The sequence below is a fragment of the Streptomyces sp. OfavH-34-F genome, assembly GCF_022347745.1.
Lineage (GTDB): Bacteria > Actinomycetota > Actinomycetes > Streptomycetales > Streptomycetaceae > Streptomyces.
The window spans coordinates 1-18968 of record NZ_JAKRGC010000114.1 but is presented as its reverse complement, the minus strand read 5'-3'; the positions used below and the strand labels follow the sequence as shown (position 1 = coordinate 18968).

Annotated in this window: 15 protein-coding genes and 1 pseudogene; 10 read left to right on the top strand and 6 right to left on the bottom strand. The window is 74.3% G+C overall.

The annotated features are described in order from the left end of the window. Nucleotides 1-511: MarR family winged helix-turn-helix transcriptional regulator (locus MHW47_RS18215; protein ID WP_239224584.1), on the bottom strand; the 511-nt coding region annotated here is incomplete at its 3' end. Nucleotides 512-642: 131 nt separating this feature from the next. Here MHW47_RS18215 and MHW47_RS18210 point away from each other — a divergent pair. Continuing rightward, complete coding sequence (locus MHW47_RS18210; protein WP_239224582.1) at nt 643-1167, top strand: nitroreductase family deazaflavin-dependent oxidoreductase; 525 nt, start codon at nt 643-645, stop codon at nt 1165-1167. A 9-nt stretch (nt 1168-1176) separates the two neighbouring features. Here MHW47_RS18210 and MHW47_RS18205 read toward each other — a convergent pair whose 3' ends face one another. Continuing rightward, nucleotides 1177-2262 (bottom strand): helix-turn-helix domain-containing protein, encoded by a 1086-nt coding sequence (locus tag MHW47_RS18205; RefSeq protein ID WP_239224580.1) that lies wholly within the window; start codon nt 2260-2262, stop codon nt 1177-1179. 323 nt (nt 2263-2585) lie between these two features. On the opposite strand from MHW47_RS18205, the gene MHW47_RS18200 reads away from it, so the two are divergent. The 4 genes from MHW47_RS18200 (at nt 2586) to MHW47_RS18185 (ending at nt 12485) form a co-directional block, all read left to right on the top strand. Beyond that, entirely contained in the window at nt 2586-3248 is a 663-nt protein-coding gene (locus MHW47_RS18200; RefSeq protein WP_239224578.1) for a hypothetical protein, read from the top strand. A 121-nt stretch (nt 3249-3369) separates the two neighbouring features. Continuing rightward, nucleotides 3370-5481 (top strand): flotillin family protein, encoded by a 2112-nt coding sequence (locus tag MHW47_RS18195; RefSeq protein ID WP_239224576.1) that lies wholly within the window; start codon nt 3370-3372, stop codon nt 5479-5481. Nucleotides 5482-5582: 101 nt separating this feature from the next. Next, complete coding sequence (locus MHW47_RS18190; RefSeq protein WP_239224574.1) at nt 5583-10469, top strand: DNA repair ATPase; 4887 nt, start codon at nt 5583-5585, stop codon at nt 10467-10469. 90 nt (nt 10470-10559) lie between these two features. Beyond that, nucleotides 10560-12485, top strand: coding sequence for an NAD-binding protein (locus MHW47_RS18185; RefSeq protein ID WP_374230108.1), 1926 nt, complete (start codon nt 10560-10562; stop codon nt 12483-12485). Here the strand turns inward: MHW47_RS18185 and MHW47_RS36115 are convergent. Next, a complete protein-coding gene (locus tag MHW47_RS36115; protein ID WP_239224572.1) occupies nt 12442-12627 on the bottom strand; it encodes a DUF6126 family protein in 186 nt (61 codons plus the stop codon). The two genes, MHW47_RS18185 and MHW47_RS36115, sit on opposite strands and share 44 nt — an antisense overlap. 165 nt (nt 12628-12792) lie before the next feature. On the opposite strand from MHW47_RS36115, the gene MHW47_RS18175 reads away from it, so the two are divergent. The 3 genes from MHW47_RS18175 (at nt 12793) to MHW47_RS18165 (ending at nt 15056) form a co-directional block, all read left to right on the top strand. Further along, complete coding sequence (locus MHW47_RS18175; protein WP_239224571.1) at nt 12793-13878, top strand: LLM class flavin-dependent oxidoreductase; 1086 nt, start codon at nt 12793-12795, stop codon at nt 13876-13878. Nucleotides 13879-13880: 2 nt separating this feature from the next. Beyond that, nucleotides 13881-14534: an FMN reductase gene (locus MHW47_RS18170; RefSeq protein WP_239224570.1), complete on the top strand. Its 654-nt coding sequence runs from the start codon at nt 13881-13883 to the stop codon at nt 14532-14534. A 99-nt stretch (nt 14535-14633) separates the two neighbouring features. Continuing rightward, nucleotides 14634-15056, top strand: a complete 423-nt coding sequence (locus MHW47_RS18165; RefSeq protein WP_239224569.1) for a universal stress protein — start codon at nt 14634-14636, stop codon at nt 15054-15056. Nucleotides 15057-15115: 59 nt separating this feature from the next. Here the strand turns inward: MHW47_RS18165 and MHW47_RS18160 are convergent, their stop codons facing one another. Both MHW47_RS18160 and MHW47_RS18155 read right to left on the bottom strand, forming a co-directional pair. Then, nucleotides 15116-16228 carry a MerR family transcriptional regulator gene (locus tag MHW47_RS18160; RefSeq protein ID WP_239224568.1) on the bottom strand — a complete coding sequence of 371 codons (1113 nt, stop codon included), beginning with the start codon at nt 16226-16228 and terminating at the stop codon, nt 15116-15118. 119 nt (nt 16229-16347) lie between these two features. Next, entirely contained in the window at nt 16348-16764 is a 417-nt protein-coding gene (locus MHW47_RS18155) for a hypothetical protein (RefSeq protein ID WP_374230107.1), read from the bottom strand. Nucleotides 16765-16886: 122 nt separating this feature from the next. On the opposite strand from MHW47_RS18155, the gene MHW47_RS18150 reads away from it, so the two are divergent. Beyond that, nucleotides 16887-17744, top strand: a complete 858-nt coding sequence (locus tag MHW47_RS18150) for a hypothetical protein (RefSeq protein WP_239224566.1) — start codon at nt 16887-16889, stop codon at nt 17742-17744. A 22-nt stretch (nt 17745-17766) separates the two neighbouring features. On the opposite strand, the gene MHW47_RS18145 is transcribed toward MHW47_RS18150, so the two are convergent. Then, nucleotides 17767-18177, bottom strand: coding sequence for an RNA-binding S4 domain-containing protein (locus MHW47_RS18145; protein ID WP_239224564.1), 411 nt, complete (start codon nt 18175-18177; stop codon nt 17767-17769). Between the two features lie 269 nt (nt 18178-18446). Between MHW47_RS18145 and MHW47_RS18140 the strand changes: the two are divergent. Then, nucleotides 18447-18968 (top strand): annotated as a pseudogene (locus MHW47_RS18140) (hypothetical protein); the annotation flags it as partial.

Sequence of the window (18968 nt, the reverse complement as noted above, 5' to 3'; positions counted from 1 at the left end):
GGTAGGCGTCCGCGCCCTCGGCCGGGGCCGCCGCCTCGCCGCCCGCGTCGGTGAACGCCCGCAGCGCGTCGATCAGTGCGGCGCGCTGCTCGGGCGCGATGCGCTCGACGATCGAGGCGACCTCGCGGCGGCGGCCCGCCGTCACCTCCCCGACCAGCCGGTGGCCGTCGGGCGTCAGCCGGAGCACCGTCTCGCGGCGGTTGGCCGGGTTGACCTGGCGCTCGGCCAGGCCCGCCGCGATCAGCCGGTCCAGCATGCGCATCGCGGTCGAGGGGTTCACGCCGAGCCGCTCGGCGAGCGTGACGAGCTTGGCGTCGCCGTGCGTCGAGAGCACCACGAGGAGCCGGAACTGGGGCAGCGTCACCCGGTCCTCGACCGCCGCCAGCGACCGCGCGGAGACCGCGACCAGCAGCCTGGACGCCGTCAGGACCGCGCGGGTCACCGCGTCGACGTCGTCCCGGTCCGGGGTGGTCGACGGCGGGTCATCGGGTCCTTGTCCGTGCGCGGCCATGCCTCTTTCTACCGCGCCCGGCCGGCTTGCTCGAACCGGCCCCGATCCGATACGCAACCGCCGCCCAACCGGTACCGGACCGTCAGCGGCCCGCACTGGCAACGACCTTTGGATTGTGCAACGTTTGCACAGTGACGCATGAACCCGCGGCATCGCCCGCTCCCCGGCGCCCGGACCCGCCGACCGGCTGGCGGCGCGCCGCCTTCCGGTTGCCCATCCATATGTTCCGCATGGGGCTGGGGCCGCTCTTCAGGGGCCGGCTGCTGCTGCTCGTGCACACCGGCCGCGTCTCCGGCCTGCCGCGCCGCACCGCCATCGAGGTGGTGGAGGCGGGCACCCACGAGGGCCGGCCCTGCTGGACGGTGGCGTCCGGGTTCGGCCCCCGCGCCGACTGGTTCCGCAACCTGCAGCGGACCCCGCACGCCACGGTGCAGGTCGGCCGCAAGTTCCACGCGGTGACCGCGCAGGTGCTGACCGCCGACGAGGGCGGCGAGCTGATGGCGCGGTACGGGCCCCGCCACCCCCGGGTCGCCCGCCGACTCTGCGCGTACATGGGCTTCGAGGTGGACGGCGGCGCGGCGGACTACCGGCGGGTGGGCAGGTCCATCCCCTTCGTGCGGCTCACCGAGGGCCCGGCTCGGCCCCCCGGGCGCTGACCGCCCCGCTCAGAGGTCCTTGGCGGGCCAGTCCATCAGCCGGGCACCGATCACCGCGGTCTGCAGGGTGTAGCGGTGCATGGGGTCGGAGGGGTCCGAGCCGGTCAGCTGGTGGATGCGTTCCAGCCGGTAGGTGAGGGCGCGCACGCTCAGCGAGAGCCGGCGGGCCGTCTCGGCGGCGACACAGCCCGCGTCGAAGTACACCGAGAGCGTCCGCAGCAGCGGTTCGGCGCCGCCCCGGGCCTTCTGCAGCGGGCCCAGCTCGCTGCGCACGAGATCGGCCATGGCCTGCCGGTCCCGCGTGAGCACCGGGTAGACCAGCAGATCGGCGGCGTACAGCACCGGGTCCTCCAGGTCCATCCGGTCCGCCAGGTCCAGGGCGTCCAGCGCCTCGTCGTACGACTGGACCACCCCGCCGGGGCCGCGGTGGGGGCGCCCGATCGCCACCCGGCCGCCGTCCGTCGCGGCGTGCGCCTGCTTCGCGAAGTAGCGCAGGACGTCGGGCTGGCCGCCGGGCGCGATGCACACCATCCGGCCGTCCTTCGTGGTGAGCAGGATCTTGCGCCCGCTGAACCGGGCCAGCATCGCCGACTCCACCTGCCGAGGCACGGCCTCCGTCTCGGTGTACGCCTCCGGGCCGGAGGCCACCGCGACGGCGTGGGCGCGGGCCAGGCGCAGGCCGAAGCGGGTGGCGCGTTCGGCGAGCCGGCCCAGGTCGCTGCGGCCGTAGAGCAGGTCGTCGATGAACTCCCGCCGGGCGGCCTCCTCGCGGCGCACGGTGAGGCGCTGGGCGCGCTCGAACCCGTCCGCGAAGGCGTCGACCGCCTGCTCGGCGGCGGCCAGCACGCTCTCGGCGGTGGCCGCCGCGGCGGCCGGGGTGGCTCCGGGGGCGAGGGCCGGCCAGGCGGCGCGGGTCTCGGCGAGGTGCATGCGGACCAGGGCACGGAGCTGGTGCCCGGCCTCCGCCGCCTGCCGGCCCAGGTCGCGGCGGCCGTCCAGCTCCTCGCGGGTCAGCCGCCTTCCGGAAGCGGCCGCCTGCGCCAATATCTCCGCGTACCCCGCCAGAAAGCTGTTGGGAATCTCCGGTTCCGCCACCTGTACCTCCCCGTTCCTCATCTTTTCCGCCCCCTGCCCGGTGCGCTGTCGGCGGTGCCGGTGCCCGGCATCCTGCGGCAGCGAACGTTGCCGCGTTCCGGCAATGCGTCCGGGCCGCCCAGGATGACACGATCCCGTCAGCACCGACCGGGGGGACCACGGGGGAACACGGGGGGATCACGGGGGTGCACGGGGGATCGGGGGAAGGCCCTGGGCCGCCGCGGTGTCGTCGAGGGTGACGCCGCGGCGCCGGGGCGCCGTCCGGTCCGCGCGCAGGACGCCGGCGGCACCCGTCGGCGGGACCACCAGGGGGTGGAAAACCGATGCGGGAATTCCTGGACGCGACGCTGTCCTTCCCGGCCGTACTCTTCGCCGCGGCGCTGGTCGTCGTCATCGCCTTCTGGCTGCTCGTCCTGGTCGGCGCGGCCGACCACCATTCCTTCGACACGGACCTCGACACCGATCTCGCGGGTGTCGGCGGCGTCCCGGTCACCGTCTCGGTCTCGCTGATGGTCGCCGTCGGCTGGTTCGCCGCCCTGTCGGGTTCGGTGCTGGTGCACCGCTCGGGCGCCACCGGCACCGTGCGCGCCGTGCTGGCCTGCGCGGTGCTCGCGGGGGCGCTGCTGCTCGCCTGGGGCGTGGTGCGGCTGCTCGTCCACCGTTTCCGCCGCTTCTTCCCGGACCAGCCCCCGCCGTCGCGCCAGGACTTCGTCGGCCGAGTCTGCACGATCCGTACCGGCTCGGTCGGCCACGACTTCGGCCAGGCCGAGGTCGCCGCCGCCGACGGGTCCACCGCCGTCGTCCAGGTGCGGCAACTGCCGCCCGCCGACGCGGAGCTGGTCTCCGGCAGCTCGGGCCTGCTGTACGCCTACGACGAGGACGGCGAGTTCTTCTGGGTCGCCGCCTACGACCGGGCGCTCGACCCGGGGCCACCACCCTCCCCGCTCCCACCGCACGGCCGGACCGCGTCCGGCCCCGCCGTCTGAGCCGTCACCCGCACCTCACCGGGCCGGTGCGCCCGTCCGGCCTGCCCGGACGCCGGGCGCGACCGCGCCACCCCACCCCCGAAACCGCTCATTTCCGCACCACCAGCCGCCAAGGACTGTCATGGAAGCCATCTCCTTGGGCCTCGGCCTGCTCATCGCCGTGGTCCTGCTCATCGCCGTAGCCGTGCTGCTGATCGTCACCCGGCTCTTCCGCAAGGTGGAGCAGGGCAAGGCGCTCATCATCTCCAAGACCAAGAAGGTCGACGTGACCTTCACCGGGGCCGTCGTCCTGCCGGTGCTCCACAAGGCCGAGTCCATGGACATCTCGGTGAAGACGATCGAGATCCGCCGCACCGGGCGCGAGGGCCTGATCTGCCAGGACAACATCCGCGCCGACATCCACATCACGTTCTTCGTGCGGGTCAACAAGACCGTCGAGGACGTCATCAAGGTCGCCCAGGCCATCGGCACCGAGCGCGCCAGCGACAAGGTCGCCATCCAGGAGTTCTTCGCGGCGAAGTTCTCCGAGGCGCTCAAGACCGTCGGCAAGCAGCTCGACTTCGTCGACCTGTACACCAAGCGCGAGGAGTTCCGGGACCGGATCATCCGTGTCATCGGCACCGACCTGAACGGCTACCACCTCGACGACGCGGCGATCGACTTCCTGGAGCAGACCCCGCTGGCCCAGCTCGACGGCGCCAACATCCTGGACGCGCAGGGCATCCGGAAGATCACCGAGCTGACCGCGATCGAGCACGTGCGCACCAACGAGTTCCAGCGCACCGAGCAGAAGGAGATCACCCGCCAGGACGTGGACGCGCGGGAGACCATCCTGGAGCTGGAGCGCCGGCAGTCCGAGGCCGAGATCAAGCAGCGCCGCGAGGTCGAGACGCTGCGCGCCCGCGAGGAGGCGGCGACCGCCCGCGTCCAGGAGGAGGAACGCCTCGGCGCCCAGGCCGCGTTCATCCGGACCGAGGAGCAGCTCGGCATCCAGCGCGAGAACCAGGCCCGGGAGATCGCCGTCGCCCAGAAGAACCGCGAGCGGGTCATCGCGGTGGAGAACGAGCGCATCGAGAAGGACCGGCTGCTGGAGGTCATCGGGCGCGAGCGCGAGACCGAGCTGAACCGGATCGCCGCGACGAAGGAGGTCGAGGCGGAGCGCCGCGAGGTCGCCGACGTCATCCGCGAGCGCGTCGCGGTGGACCGCACGGTCGCCGAGCAGGAGGAGTCCATCAAGACGCTGCGGGCGGTCGAGGAGTCCGAGCGCACCCGCAAGTCGGTCATCATCGCCGCCGAGGCGGAGGCGCAGGAGCGGCTGGTCAAGGACATCAAGGCGGCCGAGGCGGCCGAGGCGGCGGCCACCCACCGGGCGGCGGAGCAGCTGACGCTCGCCGAGGCCCGGCTGAAGACCGCCGACCTGGACGCGCAGGCGAAGCTGCGGCTGGCCGAGGGCATCCAGGCGGAGTCGGCGGCGCCCGGCCTCGCGGACGTCCAGGTGCGGGACGCTGCCGCGGAGGTGATCGAGAAGACCGGGCTCGCCGAGGCGGAGGCCACGTCCGCACGGCTCAGGGCCGAGGCGGAGGGCGCCCGGCTCAAGGCCCTCGCGGACGCGGAGGGCACCCAGGCGCAGGCGACGGCCGACGCCGCGATGATCGGCGAGAAGCTGAAGGCGGAGGCCGCGGGCCTCACCGAGAAGGCGGCCGCGATGGCGGCCCTGGACGACGCGTCGCGCGGCCACGAGGAGTACCGGCTGCGGCTGGCCGCCGAGAAGGAGATCCGGCTCGCGGGCCTCGATGTGCAGCGGCAGGTCGCCGAGGCGCAGGCGACGGTCCTGGCCACGGGCCTGGAGAACGCGGACATCGACATCGTCGGCGGCGAGTCGGTCTTCTTCGACCGGCTGGTCTCCTCCATCTCGATGGGCAAGAGCCTGGACGGCTTCGTCGCGAACTCGGACACGGCGAAGGCGCTGGCCGGGCCGTGGCTGGACGGCGGGTCCTCGTTCACGGAGGACCTGACGCGGGTGCTGTCGTCGGTGTCCTCGGGCGATGTGCAGAACCTGACGGTGTCCGCGCTGCTGATGCGGATGATGGCCGCGCCGGGCGCGGGCGTCGGCGCGGACCAGGTCCGCGCGCTGCTGGACCACGCGAAGTCGCTGGGCCTGGCGGACGTCCCGGTGAACAGCCTGGCGAACGCGGTGCCCGCGCCGTCCCGCAACGGCACCCCGGTGGCCTGACCGCCCCACCACCCGCACGCCCGCCCCGCTCCCGCCCGTGCCCGACCGCCGGGCGGGGCGGGCGGGCCGCCCCAGGACACCACACGCCCTAGGAGCCACCCATGGACACCGTGACCCCTCCCGCCGCCGGGGACTACGACGTCCTGCGACGCCGCCTGAGCGGCCACGCCGCCGAACTCGCCCGCAGGGCCACCGCCCTCAACGCCCGCCGCACCGAGGCGTTCGGCTCCACGGGCCTGCGGCTGCTGGGCAGCGAGCAGCTGCACACCGCCCGCCCCGCCGTCCCCCGCGATCTGGTCGCGCTCGGCGGCGAGCTGCTGTTCGGCTTCGAGCGGGGGCCCGGCCACCGCGGCGAACCGGCCGTCGACGACGTGCTCGCGCTCCACGCGGCCGACCTGACGCCCGGCACCGGCACCCCGCTCACGGACGCCTCGTTCGTCCGCGAGTTCGACGGGCTGCACCGCTACTTCCGGGACGCCCGGCTGCTGCGGCTGCGCCGGACCGAGGGCCGGCTCCTCGCGGTCTTCCGCACCGGCGAGACCGCCGACGACATCCGGGTACTGCGCTGGGCGCTGAACGCGGACGGCTCCCCCGGCGCGTTCCTCGACGCGCGAGGCGAGCGCGACCACGTCTTCCCGCCGTCGCACGACTTCTCCTGGACGCCCGCCGGCCGCGAGTGCCACGTCGCGGGCCGCCACCCGCACATCGCGCTCCCGACCGCGGCGGAGCTGTACGTCGACACGCTCGGCGGCACCCTGACCGTGAAGACGGCCGGCGACACGGAGTCCCCGGAGGGGATCTACGAGGAGCCGGTCACCGAACCGCTCCAGTCCCTGGCCGACGCCGAGGTGGAGTACGCCGAGCTGGGCCCGCTCGTGCTGCTGCGGGTGCGCCCGTACAAGGAGGAGATCTGGCGCCACCTCGTCTACAACGCGCTGCTGTCCACCGTCACCCGCCTGGACGGCATCGGACCGGCCTGCCGGCTGCTCCCGGAGGACCAGGGGATCATCTTCCCCGGCGGCTTCTACCTGACCACCGGCGAGGCCAGGACCTTCGACATCGCGCGGCCGCTCACCGACCCGGTCTTCGAGGAGGCGGTGCGCTCCCCGAACGGCGAGGACGTGCTCTACGTCTTCCGCTCCCGCGAGGACGGCCGGAGCCTGCTGCTGCCGTACAACGTGATCCGCCAGGAGGTCGCGACCCCGCTCCAGGGCCGGGGCCACGCCCTGCTGGACGACGGCACGCTGGTGGTGCTGCGCGACCCGGTGGAGGGCGGCGAGGGCGGCGCGGCCCGGGTGCACCCGCTGCAGCGCTGGGAGACCCCGTACGTCTCCGACACGTACGCCGCGTCCCGCCCGGCGGACGAGGGGCCGCTGGCCCGCGTCGGCAACGCCGACCTGGTGCGCGGCATCTCCGACTGCCTGGCGCTGGCGCACACCGCGTCCGAGACGGCGCCCACCGCCGCCGTGTACGACCGGCTGGTCGCCGACTGCGTCCGGGCCGGCGACCGCTACCACTGGCTGGACGACCCCGAACTGGGCGGCCTGGCCGAACCACTGGGCGAGCTGCGGGAGACCGCGCGCCAGGTCGTCGCGGAGTTCGAGGCCGTCCGGGAGCTGACCCGGCAGGCCGCCGACGCGCTCGCCGGGACCGCCGACCGCATCACCGCCCTGGTCCGCCGGGTCCGGGGCGAGGCGCCCGCCACCGCCGCCGAGTGGGTGGACCGGCTCACCGAACTGCGCGGCGCGCACGGCCACCTGGCCACGCTCGCGGAGATGCGGTACGCGGACACCGCGCGCATCGCGGAACTGACCGCCGCCACCGCCGAGGACATCGAGGCGGCGGGCCGCCGCGCGGTCGCCTTCCTGGCCCGGGACGACGCGTTCGCCGGCTACCACGAGGACATCGCCCGCCTCACCGGGGAGGCCGCCGCACTCGCCTCCGTCACGGACGCCGCCGCGCTGGGGGACCGGCTGGCCGGCATGACGGACGGGCTGAGCACGGTCACCGACGTGGTGGCCGGCCTGGACATCGGCGACGGCGTGGTCCGTACGTCGATCCTGGAGCGGATCGCGGAGGTGCTCGGCGCGGTCAACCGGGCCCGGGCCACACTGGAGGCCCGGCGCCGCGAGCTGGCCGACCGCGAGGGCCGGGCCGAGTTCGCCGCCGAGTCCGCGCTGCTCGGGCAGGCCGTGACGGCCGCGCTGGCCGCCGCCGACACCCCGGAGTCCTGCGACGAGCACCTGGCCAGGCTGCTGCTCCAGCTGGAGAACCTGGAGGCCCGGTTCGCGGAGTTCGACGACTTCCTGGCGGAGCTGGGCGAGCGCCGCACGGAGGTGTACGAGGCGTTCTCGGCGCGCCGCCAGAGCCTCCAGGACGACCTCGCGCGCCGCACCGAACGCCTCGCGGACTCCGCCGCCCGCGTCCTGGAGACGGTCGCCCGCCGCAGCGCCGCCCTTCCCGACGCGGACGCCGTCCACACCTACTTCGCCTCCGACCCGATGGTCGCCAAGATCCGCCGCACCGCCGGCGAGCTGCGCGCGCTCGGCGACAGTGTGCGGGCGGAGGAGCTGGACGGGCAGCTGCTGGCCGCCCGCCAGGAGGCGGGCCGGGCCCTGCGCGACCGCAGCGAGCTGTACGCGGACGGCGGGGCGGTCATCCGGCTGGGCCGGCACCGGTTCGCGGTGAACACCCAGCCGTTCGAGCTGACGCTCGTGCCGCAGGACGACGGGCTGTCCTTCGCGGTGACCGGCACCGACTACCGGATGCCGGTCACCGACCCGGAGTTCGCCGCGACCCGCCCCTACTGGGACCGGACGCTGCCCTCCGAGTCCCCGCAGGTCTACCGGGGCGAGCACCTGGCCGCCCGGCTGCTCGACGAGCACGGCGCCGACCGGCTCGCCGCCCTGGACGCCACCGAACTCGCCGCGCTCGTACGCGAGTCGGCGGCGGCCGCGTACGACGAGGGCCATCAGCGCGGCGTCCACGACGAGGACGCGACGGCGATCCTGACCGCCCTGCTGCGGCTGCACGCGGGCGCCGGGCTGCTCCGCTTCCCGCCGGAGGTCCGGGCCGCCGCCCAGCTGTTCTGGGCTCACGGCACGGACGGGGGGCTGCGCGCGTCCTGGACCCGGCGCGCGCGTTCCCTGGCCCGCGCCCGCGACACCTTCGGGCTCGCCCCGGCGGTCGCCGCGCTCCAGGAGGAGTGGGCGCGGGCGATCCCCGGCGAGCGGACCGGGCCCGTCGCCGCGTACCTCTTCGAGGAGCTGACCGGGGGGCCCGAGGGCTTCGCGACGGCCGCCGGCGTCCGCGCGTTCCTGGACAAGTTCCGGCACGCCGCGAGCGGTTCCGGGTACGAGGAGGATCTCGCCGCCCTCGCGGACGACCTGCCCGCCCGCCGCCAGCTCGTGGAGGGCTGGCTCACCTCGTACGCGAGCGCGAGCGGCACCGACCTCGACCCGGGGGACCTCGCGGAGGCCGTGGCGGTGGAGCTGTGCCCGCCGGACGTGCTCGACCGGTACGAGGCCGACGCGCCGCTCACCGAGACCGTCGACGGGCTGCTGGGCGTCCACCCGCGCATCGACCGCGGCCGGCTCACCGTACGGATCGACGAACTCCTCGCCCGGACGCAGGAGTTCCGGGACTCGGCGGTGCCCGGGTTCCGCGCCTACCAGCGCCGCCGCACCGCGCTGGTCGCCGCCGAGCGGGCCCGGCTGCGCCTGGACGACCACCGCCCCCGGGTGATGTCCGCGTTCGTCCGCAACCGGCTGCTGGACGAGGTGTACCTGCCGCTGATCGGGGACAGCCTCGCCAAGCAGCTCGGCACCGCCGACGCCGACCGCCGCACCGACTCGCAGGGCCTGCTCCTGCTCGTCTCGCCGCCCGGCTACGGCAAGACCACGCTCATGGAGTACGTGGCCGACCGGCTGGGGCTCGTCCTGGTCAAGGTCAGCGGGCCGAACCTGGGCCACGACGTGACCTCGCTGGACCCGGCGCAGGCGGGCAGCGCCACCGCCCGCCAGGAGGTCGAGAAGATCAACTTCGCGCTGGAGGCGGGCAACAACACGCTGCTCTACCTGGACGACATCCAGCACACCTCGCCGGAACTGCTGCAGAAGTTCATCCCGCTCTGCGACGCCACCCGCCGCATCGAAGGGGTGCGCGACGGCGAGCCGCGCACCTACGACCTGCGCGGCAAGCGGTTCGCGGTGTGCATGGCGGGCAATCCGTACACCGAGTCCGGCGAGCGGTTCCAGGTGCCCGACATGCTCGCCAACCGGGCCGACGTGTGGAACCTGGGCGAGGTGCTGTCCGGCCGCGAGGACGTCTTCGCGCTGAGCTTCGTGGAGAACGCGCTCACCGCCAACCCGGTCCTCGCCCCGCTCGCCGGCCGCTCCCGCGACGACCTGGCGCTGCTGCTGCGGCTCGCCGCGCACGACCCCGCGGCCCGCCCGGAACAGCTCGAACACCCCTACCCGCCCGCCGAGGTGGACCGGATCACCGCCGTGCTGCGGCATCTGCTGCGGGCCAGGGACACGGTGCTCGCGGTCAACGCCGCGTACATCGCGTCGGCCGCGCAGACCGACGCGACCCGCACCGAGCCGCCGTTCCGGCTCCAGGGGTCCTACCGCAACATGAATCGGATCGCGGAGCGGATCGTGCCCGTGATGAACGACGCCGAGCTGTCCGACGTCGTGACCGACCACTACGCGGGCGAGGCGCAGACCCTCACCAGCGGCGCCGAGGCGGCCCTGCTGAAGCTGGCCGCCCTGCGCGGCACGCTCACCCCCGCCCAGGCGGACCGGTGGGCCGCGCTCTGCGCCTCCTACGTCCGCACCCAGGCGCTGGGCGGCCCCGAGGGCGATCCGATGACCCGCGCGGTGGCCGCGCTCGGGCTGCTCGCGGACCGCATCGCGGCCGTCGAGACGGCGATCGGGCGCGCCGCCGACCCGCGCCATCTGCTGGCGAGGCACCAGGACGAGCGCTGACCGCCGATCACCGGAAGGGGACAAGGCATGCTGGGCCATGTGTCTTCCTCATTCCCCCAGCACCCCCAACCCTCCCCGCTCTCCGGCCACATGGTGGTCTGCGGTGACGACGCGCTCGCCCAGCGGCTCGCCGTGGAGCTGCGGTACGTCTACGGGGAGCGGGTCACCCTGGTCGTGCCGCCGGAGCCGGGCACGGCGTCCCGGCCGGACGCCCCGCTGAACGGACGCGGCCGGGCCGCCGCGCTGTTCGGCCGGATGGCGTCCGCGATGAACCGCAACGGCGGCGGGCTGCCGCACGGTTCGGACGGGGACACCAACGCGGGCGTCGATCCCGTGCGCATCCTCCAGGCGGCCGAGCCGTCCGACGAGTCGCTGGAGGAGGCGGGCATCGCGCGGGCGTCCGCGGTGGCGCTCGTGTACGACGACGACGAGCGCAACATACGGGCCGCGCTGACCGCCCGCAGGCTCAACTCGCGCGTCCGGCTGGTCATCCGGCTCTACAACCGCAAGCTCGGGCAGCATCTGGAGGCGCTGCTCGACCAGGCCGCCGCCGTGGCGTCGCCCGGGCTCGACCCTGCCGCCCTGGACACCTCCACCACGGTCCTGTCCGACGCGGACACCGCCGCCCCCTCCCTCGCGGCCACCGCGCTCGCCGGGCCGACGCGGGTGATCCGGGCCGAGGGGCTGTTCCTGCGGGCCGCCGAGCGCACCCCGCCGCGCGGCGGCCAGGTCGCCGACCCCGGCCTGTGCACGCTGGCCCTGCTCTCCTCCACCACGCACGACCCGGCCGGCACGGAGGGCTCCGACAGCAGCGGCGCCGAGGGCCCCCAACTGCTGCCGGGCCCGGCGGAGATCGCCGCCGCGACCGGGCGCGGCGCGGTCGTCCTGGAGACCGTCACCCAGTCGGGACCGGCCGCCCCCAAGCCCCGGATGAGCGGTCGCAGCGCCCCGCTTAGCCAGTTCTTCTCGCGCCGGCTGCGCTGGTCGGCGCTGGGCGTCGGGCTGGCGGTGCTCGGGCTCGCGGTGGCCTCGTCCCTGACCACGGGCGACCACGCCCTGCACGCCGCCTACCTCACCCTGCTCGACCTGTTCGCCATGGGCGACCCGGCCATCGGCGAGCCCACCGCCCGCCAGCTCATCCAGATCCTGTCCGGCATCGCGGGCCTGATGCTGCTGCCGCTGCTGGTGGCCGGGGTGCTCGAGGCATTCGGCTCGCTGCGCACCGTCTCCTCGCTGCGGCGCCCGCCGCGCGGCCTGTCCGGGCACGTGGTGCTGCTCGGCCTCGGCAAGATCGGCACCCGGGTCCTGGTGCACCTGCGGGAGCTGGGCGTGCCGGTGGTGTGCGTGGAGGAGGACCCGGAGGCGCGCGGCATCCCGGTGGCGCGGCGGCTGCACGTGCCGGTGGTCCTCGGTGACGTCACGGACGAGGGGGTGCTGGAGGCGGCCAAGATCGGGCGGTCACGCGGGCTGCTCGCGCTGACCAGCGCGGACACGACGAACCTGGAGGCGGCGCTCTACGCCCGCTCGCTGAAGCCGAACCTGCGGGTGACGGTGCGGCTGTACGACGACGAGTTCGCCACGGCCGTCTACCGCACCCTGCGCACGGCCCACCCGCAGGCCATTACGCGCTCCCGCTCGGTGTCCCATCTGGCCGGTCCGTCGTTCGCCGCCGCCATGATGGGGCGGCAGATCCTGGGGGCGATCCCGGTCGAGCGGAAGGTGCTCCTGTTCGCCGCGATCGAGGTCGCCGGGCATCCCCAGCTGGAGGGCCGTACGGTGGAACAGGCGTTCCGTTCGGGTGCGTGGCGGGTGCTCGCGCTGGACGTCGCCCCGCCGCACGCCGCCGCCACCGGCCCGGCGGAGCAGGGCGCGCTGGTGTGGAACCTCCACCCGGGGTACGTGCTGCGCCCCACGGACCGCGTGATCATCGCGGCGACCCGGCGGGGCCTGGCCGAGCTGCTGCGCGGGAGCACTACTTCTTCGCGTGCTCACCCACGTAGAAGAGAACCCAGATGAACCCGGCGAACAGGTGCGTGGCGAACACGTAGACCCCTACGCGCAGGGCGACGCCGCGCTCCTTCCAGCGCTCGGTGCCGCCGGCGGCGGGCGGGGCCCCGGGGCGGTCGGTCCGGCCGCCCGTCGTGCCGGTGCCGCTCATGGTCCCTCCGTTCGGCGGGAGCCCCTGCGGCCGCCGCCCGTCCAGGGTACGCGGGCGCCGGGCACGGGGGTCCGGGCTGCGGCGGAATAGGCGGGGAGGGCGGTCCGTTGTAGGGTGTGTCCACATAGTTCAACGTTCAACAACACCGAGCAGGAGGCGGACGCCATGCAGTTCGGGATCTTCACCGTCGGGGACGTCACCACCGACCCCACCACGGGTACGACGCCGAGCGAGCACGAGCGGATCAAGGCCACCGTCGCCATCGCGCGCAAGGCCGAGGAGGTCGGGCTCGACGTCTTCGCGACCGGTGAGCACCACAATCCGCCGTTCGTCCCCTCGTCACCGACGACCACGCTCGGCTACATCGCGGCGCGGACGGAGCGCATCCTCCTGTCCACCTCGACCACGCTGATCACCACCAACGACCCGGTGAAGATCGCCGAGGACTACGCCACCCTCCAGCACCTCGCGGACGGCCGGGTGGACCTGATGATGGGGCGCGGCAACACCGGCCCGGTCTACCCGTGGTTCGGCAAGGACATCCGCCAGGGCATCCCGCTCGCGATCGAGAACTACGCCCTGCTGCACAAGCTGTGGCGGGAGGACGTGGTCGACTGGGAGGGCACGTTCCGTACGCCGCTCCAGTCGTTCACCGCGACCCCGCGCCCGCTGGACGGCGTGCCGCCGTTCGTCTGGCACGGCTCCATCCGCTCCCCGGAGATCGCCGAACAGGCCGCGTACTACGGCGACGGCTTCTTCCACAACAACATCTTCTGGCCCATGGAGCACACCAGGAAGATGGTCGGCCTGTACCGGCAGCGGTACGCGCACTACGGCCACGGCACCGCCGAGCAGGCGATCGTGGGCCTGGGCGGCCAGGTGTTCATGCGGAAGAACTCCCAGGACGCGGTCCGCGAGTTCCGCCCGTACTTCGACAACGCGCCGGTCTACGGGCACGGGCCGTCGATGGAGGACTTCACCCGGCAGACCCCGCTGACCGTGGGCTCCCCGCAGGAGGTCATCGAGCGGACGCTGACGTTCCGGGACGTCGTGGGCGACTACCAGCGCCAGCTGTTCCTGATGGACCACGCGGGCCTGCCGCTGAAGACCGTGCTGGAGCAGCTGGACCTCCTCGGCGAGGAGGTCGTCCCGGTGCTGCGCAAGGAGTTCGCCGCCCTGCGACCGGCCGGGGTTCCCGAGACCGCGCCGCCGCACCCCGCCTACGCCGCCACCCTCACGAAGGAGAGCTGACCGTGTTCGCCACCGAACCCCTGAGGATCGTCGCCGTCTCGGCCGGCCTCAGCACCCCCTCCTCGACCCGGCTGCTGACCGACCGGCTGGCCGCCGCCACCCGGGAGCGGCTGGAGGCCGAGCAGGACCGCCCGGTGGACGTCCGGGTGATCGAGCTGCGCGACCTGGCGGCGGACATCGCCGGCCACCTGGTCTCCGGCTTCCCCCCGCCGGCCCTGGAGGACGCGCTGTCCGCGGTGACGGAGGCGGACGGCCTGATCGCGGTCACGCCGGTCTTCACCGCCTCGTACAGCGGACTGTTCAAGTCCTTCTTCGACCTGGTCGAGAACACCGCGCTGACCGGCAAGCCGGTCCTGATCGCCGCGACCGGCGGCACCCCCCGGCACTCGCTGGTCCTGGAGCACGCCATGCGCCCGCTCTTCGCCTATCTGCGCGCCGTCACGCTGCCGACCTCGGTGTACGCGGCCTCCGAGGACTGGGGCGCGGCCGGTGACGCGTACGCCGACGGGCTGCCGTCCCGCATCCGGCGCGCGGGCGGGGAGCTGGCCGTGGCCGTCACCGGCGGCCGCGCGGTCTCCGGGGCGACCCGGGCCCCCGGCCTGGACGACGAGGTCGTCCCCTTCGAGCAGCAGCTCGCCGCGCTCCGCCCGGCCTGACCGGCCCACGCGAATCGCCGTTTGGCCCGTTTTGACTAAAGTCGTACGGGAAGGCGTCACACGAGCACCAACCGAGCACAACCGCAGCTGGAGGCAGAGATGGGCAGGATCGTCGTGGGTGTCGACGGCTCCGAGTCGTCGGTCAAGGCACTGCACTGGGCCGTGCGCCAGGCGGAGCTGACCGGTGACACGGTGGAGGCCGTCAACAGCTGGGAGTACCCCGCCACCAGCTGGGCCTCGATGATGCCGGGCCTGCCCGAGGACTTCGACCCGCAGGCCATGGCCACCGTCTCGCTCACCGAAACGCTGGAGGAGGCGCTGGGCGCGGAGGGCGCCGCCGCCGTCAGCAAGGTCGTCGTGATCGGCAACCCCGCGCAGGCCCTGCTCGACCGGTCGAAGGGCGCGAACCTGCTCGTCGTCGGCGCCCGCGGCTACAGCGGCTTCAAGGCGACCCTGCTCGGCTCGGTCAGCCTCCACGTCACCCAGCACGCCTCGTGCCCGGTGACAGTCGTCCGCAACTGACGAACGGCTTACGGGGTGGGGCCCCGCACCACGCGTGGTGCGGGGCCCCACCCGCGTCCTCACAGCTCCACGACGTCCGCCACGGCGCAGGCCACGTTGTCCGGCGCGCCCGCCGCCCGCGCCAGCTCGATCAGCCCGCGCACGGCGGTGCCGGGGCCGTCCGCCCCGGCCAGCACCCGCGCCAGCTCCCCGCCGTCCACGACCGCCGACAGCCCGTCCGAGCAGAGCAGGTAGCGGTCGCCGGGCCGCGCGTCCCGCACGTCCACATCGGGCCCCGAGCCGTACGGGCCGTCCCCGGACAGCACCTTCAGGAGCATCGCCCGCTGCGGGTGCGAGAACGCCTCCTCCTCGGTCAGCGAGCCGTCGTCGATCATCGACTGGACCAGGCTGTGGTCGTGCGTGATCCGGAACAGCTCGCCCCCGCGCAGCAGGTACGCCCGCGAGTCCCCGATGTGCACCAGACCCAGCCGCGAGCCCGTCCACACCATCGCGGTCAGGGTCGTCCCGGACTCCTCCGGCGCCCCGCCGGCGCCGCTGCCCGCGACCGCCTCCCGCACCGCGAGCGCCGCCCGCTCCGCCGCGTCGTGCAGGACGTTCAGCAGCTCCGCCGCCGGTACCGCCCCCGGCGCTACCGGCTTCAGCGCCTCGATCGCCGCCGCGCTCGCCCCCGCACCGCCCGCGCCGAACCCGTCGGCGACCGCGAGCAGTCGGGCGTCGGCGTAGGCCGCGTCCTGGTTGACCGGCCGCACCGCACCCGTGTCGGTGCGGGCCGCGTAGCGGATTCCGAGTGTGCCCACCGATGTCATGACGTCCTCCGTCGACAGTTGGTCGATGAGGAAGGCCGCGAGGTCACGGCGGGCCGCCGTCTCCGCCTCGACGCGCGCCCAGTACGCCCGGATCGCCGCGGCGGCCGCGCCGGGTTCCAGCGCGATCACCTCCCTGATCCGGGCGAGCGGCATCCCGATCCGGCGCAGCCAGGCCACCAGCCGGGCCGTCCGCACCTGCGCCGGGTCGTAGTACCGGTAGCCGTTCACCGGATCGACCACGGCCGGCGGCAGCAGGCCCAGCTCGTCGTAGCGGCGCAGTGCCTTGGCGGACAGCCGGGACAGCCGGGCGAACGCCCCGATCGTCACCAGTGCCGCACCGAGGCCCCGCCCGTCGTCCGTCGTCACCGCACGCCTCCCCCAGCCGGGCGGACTTCCCGCCCCGGCACACTCGATCCTTGGCCTTCCCCCGTGGAGAAGGTCAAGGATCGACGACGAGCGCGCGGGGCGCGTACGGCCGGGGGAGGTCACTCCCGTGTGTAGAAGTAGTAGTACGCGGCGAGCAGTCCGCCGAGCCCGACGAACACCCCGAGTGCCGACGCGGCCAGGATGCTCGCACCGGACAGGCTGTACAGGAAGCCGATCGAGCCGCCGGCCAGCACCCCGTACGCCGCCGCCCGCAGTTCGCGCGGCAGCCGGTTCTGAATCCGGCCGAGCCCGAAGCAGAGCACGGCGAGCACGGCGCCGGAGACCAGTCCGAGGGCCAGCCTGGTCCCGGTGAGCACCCCGCCGCCGCGCACGATGGCGGTCGCGTAGCAGCCCAGGATCAGCCCGAGGGTGGCCGGAACGGCCCAGCTCATGACGGGACGGTGCCGGGTCGTACCGGGACGGGTCCGGGGGGACGCGTGCCGTCCGCGCGTCTGCGCCGAAGCGTGTGAGGCCATGGCAGAGAGCTCCTTCCGTCGCCCCCCGCTGTCCCTCCAGAGCACACCTGGACGGCCCGTCCGGCAACTCGGATGGCCCAGGGCCCGGGGCGCGGCGCCGCCATCCGGGATTCCCTGGAGGGGTGCGGACGTACTACTCGGTGGCCCTGTCGGCGGTACTGCTGGTGCTGCTGGCCGTCCTGGTGCCGCTCGGCGCGCTGTCCGCGTGGGTCGACCTGGAGATCGACGACACCGACCGGTACGTGGCCGCCGTCGCCCCGCTCGCCGGCGACTCCGACGTGCGGGACACCGTCGCCGATCTGATCACCGACAACGCCATGAAGCAGGTGGACGTCGGGCCGCTCCAGTCCACCGTCCGCGATTTCCTGCACCAGGCCGTGCGCTCCTTCACCACCACCGACGCCTTCCAGGCCGCCTGGACCGCCGCCAACCGCACGGCCCACGAGACGGTCACCGCAGCGCTGGACGGCAGCAGCGGCGAGAGCGTCACCATCGACCTGGCGCCCGTCACCGAGAAGGTGAAGAAGAACCTGGTGGACAACGGGGTGCCGTTCGCCGACCACATCCCCGTCCAGCACACGGACATCCAGCTGGTCTCCGCCGACCGCGCGGACCAGTTGCGGCAGACCTTCCAGTGGCTGCGCGCGGCGAGCGTCTGGCCCGCCGTCGGCACGCTCGTCCTCGCGCTGCTCGTCGTCGCGACGGCCTGGGTGCGCGGCGGGCCCTCCCGCGGCCTGTGCGCCGTGGCCGTCACGGGCGCCGGCTTCGCCCTGGGCGCGCTGCTGCTGCGCGGGCTGCTGGCGCTGGCCCGCAACCGCGTCCTGAACGAGGTCCCGGCGAGCGACAAGGCCGCGGCGGCGGCGGTCTACGACGCGCTGACCGCCTCCCTGCGCACCACGGTGTGGATCGTCCTCGGCGTCGGCGTGGCGGCAGCGGTGTGCGCGACGGCCGCGAGGTACCGGCGGCGGCGAACGGCGTGACGGGGCGGCGGGGCGTGCCGGGCTAGTCCGCGGGGCCCGGGCGGCCCGTTCCGCGCAGGCGCTCCATCTCGCGGCGGTCGCGTTTCGTCGGACGGCCCGCGCCCCGGTCGCGTACCGGGATCTGGACGGCCGCCTCGCGGGGCGGCGGGGGCGGGCTGTTGTCGATGAAGCACTCGGCCGCCACCGGCGGGCCCACCCGCTTCTTCACCAGCCTGGACACGACGACGATCCGGTCCCGGCCCGCGTGCCGCAGCCGCACCTCGTCACCGACGCGCACCGACTGCGCGGGCTTCGCCCGTTCGCCCGCGACCTTCACATGACCCGCCCGGCAGGCGGCAGCGGCCTGCGCACGGGTCTTCGTGAGCCGGACCGACCAGATCCAGACATCGACCCGGACGCTGCCCTCCGTCTGCGGAGCCTCACCGGAAACCATGCGTCCGACTGTATGCGGTGCGGGCGGCCGGCCCGCCCCCGCGTCAACTCCGCGCGCCCGCCACGCAGGTGACGTGCGCGTTCCGTCAACACCCGTACGCTTGCCCCGTCCCCGGCCGGGGCCCGGCCGACGGCACGGCCGTCCCGCCGTGCGGGCCGTGCCGCAGGGAGTCCTGATCCGGCCGCTAACCTTACGTATCCGCCCTGGCCAGGGATCAATTCCCGCAGTACGGACATTCATCGCAACCAACTCATGCGAAAGGCTCGCCCATGGGCATTCGGAGCTTGCTGCGCAAGGTGTTCGGCCGTGACCGCACGGAACAGGACGAGCAGACCACGGCCACGGTCCCGCCGCAGGGCGAGCGTTCCCGGCCCGCAGAGCCGGAGTCGGTGACGGTGGACGGGCCGGCGGCGGAGGCGGAGGCGGAGACACCCGTCCGGATCTCGGTCCCGGCCCCCGCGTCGTCGGACGACAGTGAACGGGCGGCGGCCGACCTGGTCGCAGCCGCCTTCGACAACCCGGCCCCGCCCACGGTCCCGGCCCAGGCGAAGGCGGAGCCGGAGCCGAAGCCGAAGCCGGAGCCTGCGGAACCGGCCGCGAAGACCGAGGCGGCACCGGAGCCGGTCACGGAGCCCGAGCCGGTGGCCGAACCGGTCGCGAAGGCCGAGCCGGTCGCGGAGCCCGAGCCGGAACCCGAACCGGTCGCGGAGGCCGAGGCCCCGGAACCCGCCGCCGAGGTCCCCGCCCCGGAGCCGGTCGTGGAGCCCGCGTCCCCCGAGCCGGCGCCCGAG

Bases quoted from the DNA above. Each gene is read 5' to 3' on its own strand.
- MHW47_RS18145 (WP_239224564.1), bottom strand. From the start codon at position 18,177: ATGGTTTCCGGTGAGGCTCCGCAGACGGAGGGCAGCGTCCGGGTCGAT.
- MHW47_RS18175 (WP_239224571.1), top strand. From the start codon at position 12,793: ATGCAGTTCGGGATCTTCACCGTCGGGGACGTCACCACCGACCCCACC.
- MHW47_RS18155 (WP_374230107.1), bottom strand. From the start codon at position 16,764: ATGGCCTCACACGCTTCGGCGCAGACGCGCGGACGGCACGCGTCCCCC.
- MHW47_RS18200 (WP_239224578.1), top strand. From the start codon at position 2,586: ATGCGGGAATTCCTGGACGCGACGCTGTCCTTCCCGGCCGTACTCTTC.
- MHW47_RS18190 (WP_239224574.1), top strand. From the start codon at position 5,583: ATGGACACCGTGACCCCTCCCGCCGCCGGGGACTACGACGTCCTGCGA.
- MHW47_RS18185 (WP_374230108.1), top strand. From the start codon at position 10,560: ATGGTGGTCTGCGGTGACGACGCGCTCGCCCAGCGGCTCGCCGTGGAG.
- MHW47_RS18165 (WP_239224569.1), top strand. From the start codon at position 14,634: ATGGGCAGGATCGTCGTGGGTGTCGACGGCTCCGAGTCGTCGGTCAAG.
- MHW47_RS18195 (WP_239224576.1), top strand. From the start codon at position 3,370: ATGGAAGCCATCTCCTTGGGCCTCGGCCTGCTCATCGCCGTGGTCCTG.
- MHW47_RS36115 (WP_239224572.1), bottom strand. From the start codon at position 12,627: ATGAGCGGCACCGGCACGACGGGCGGCCGGACCGACCGCCCCGGGGCC.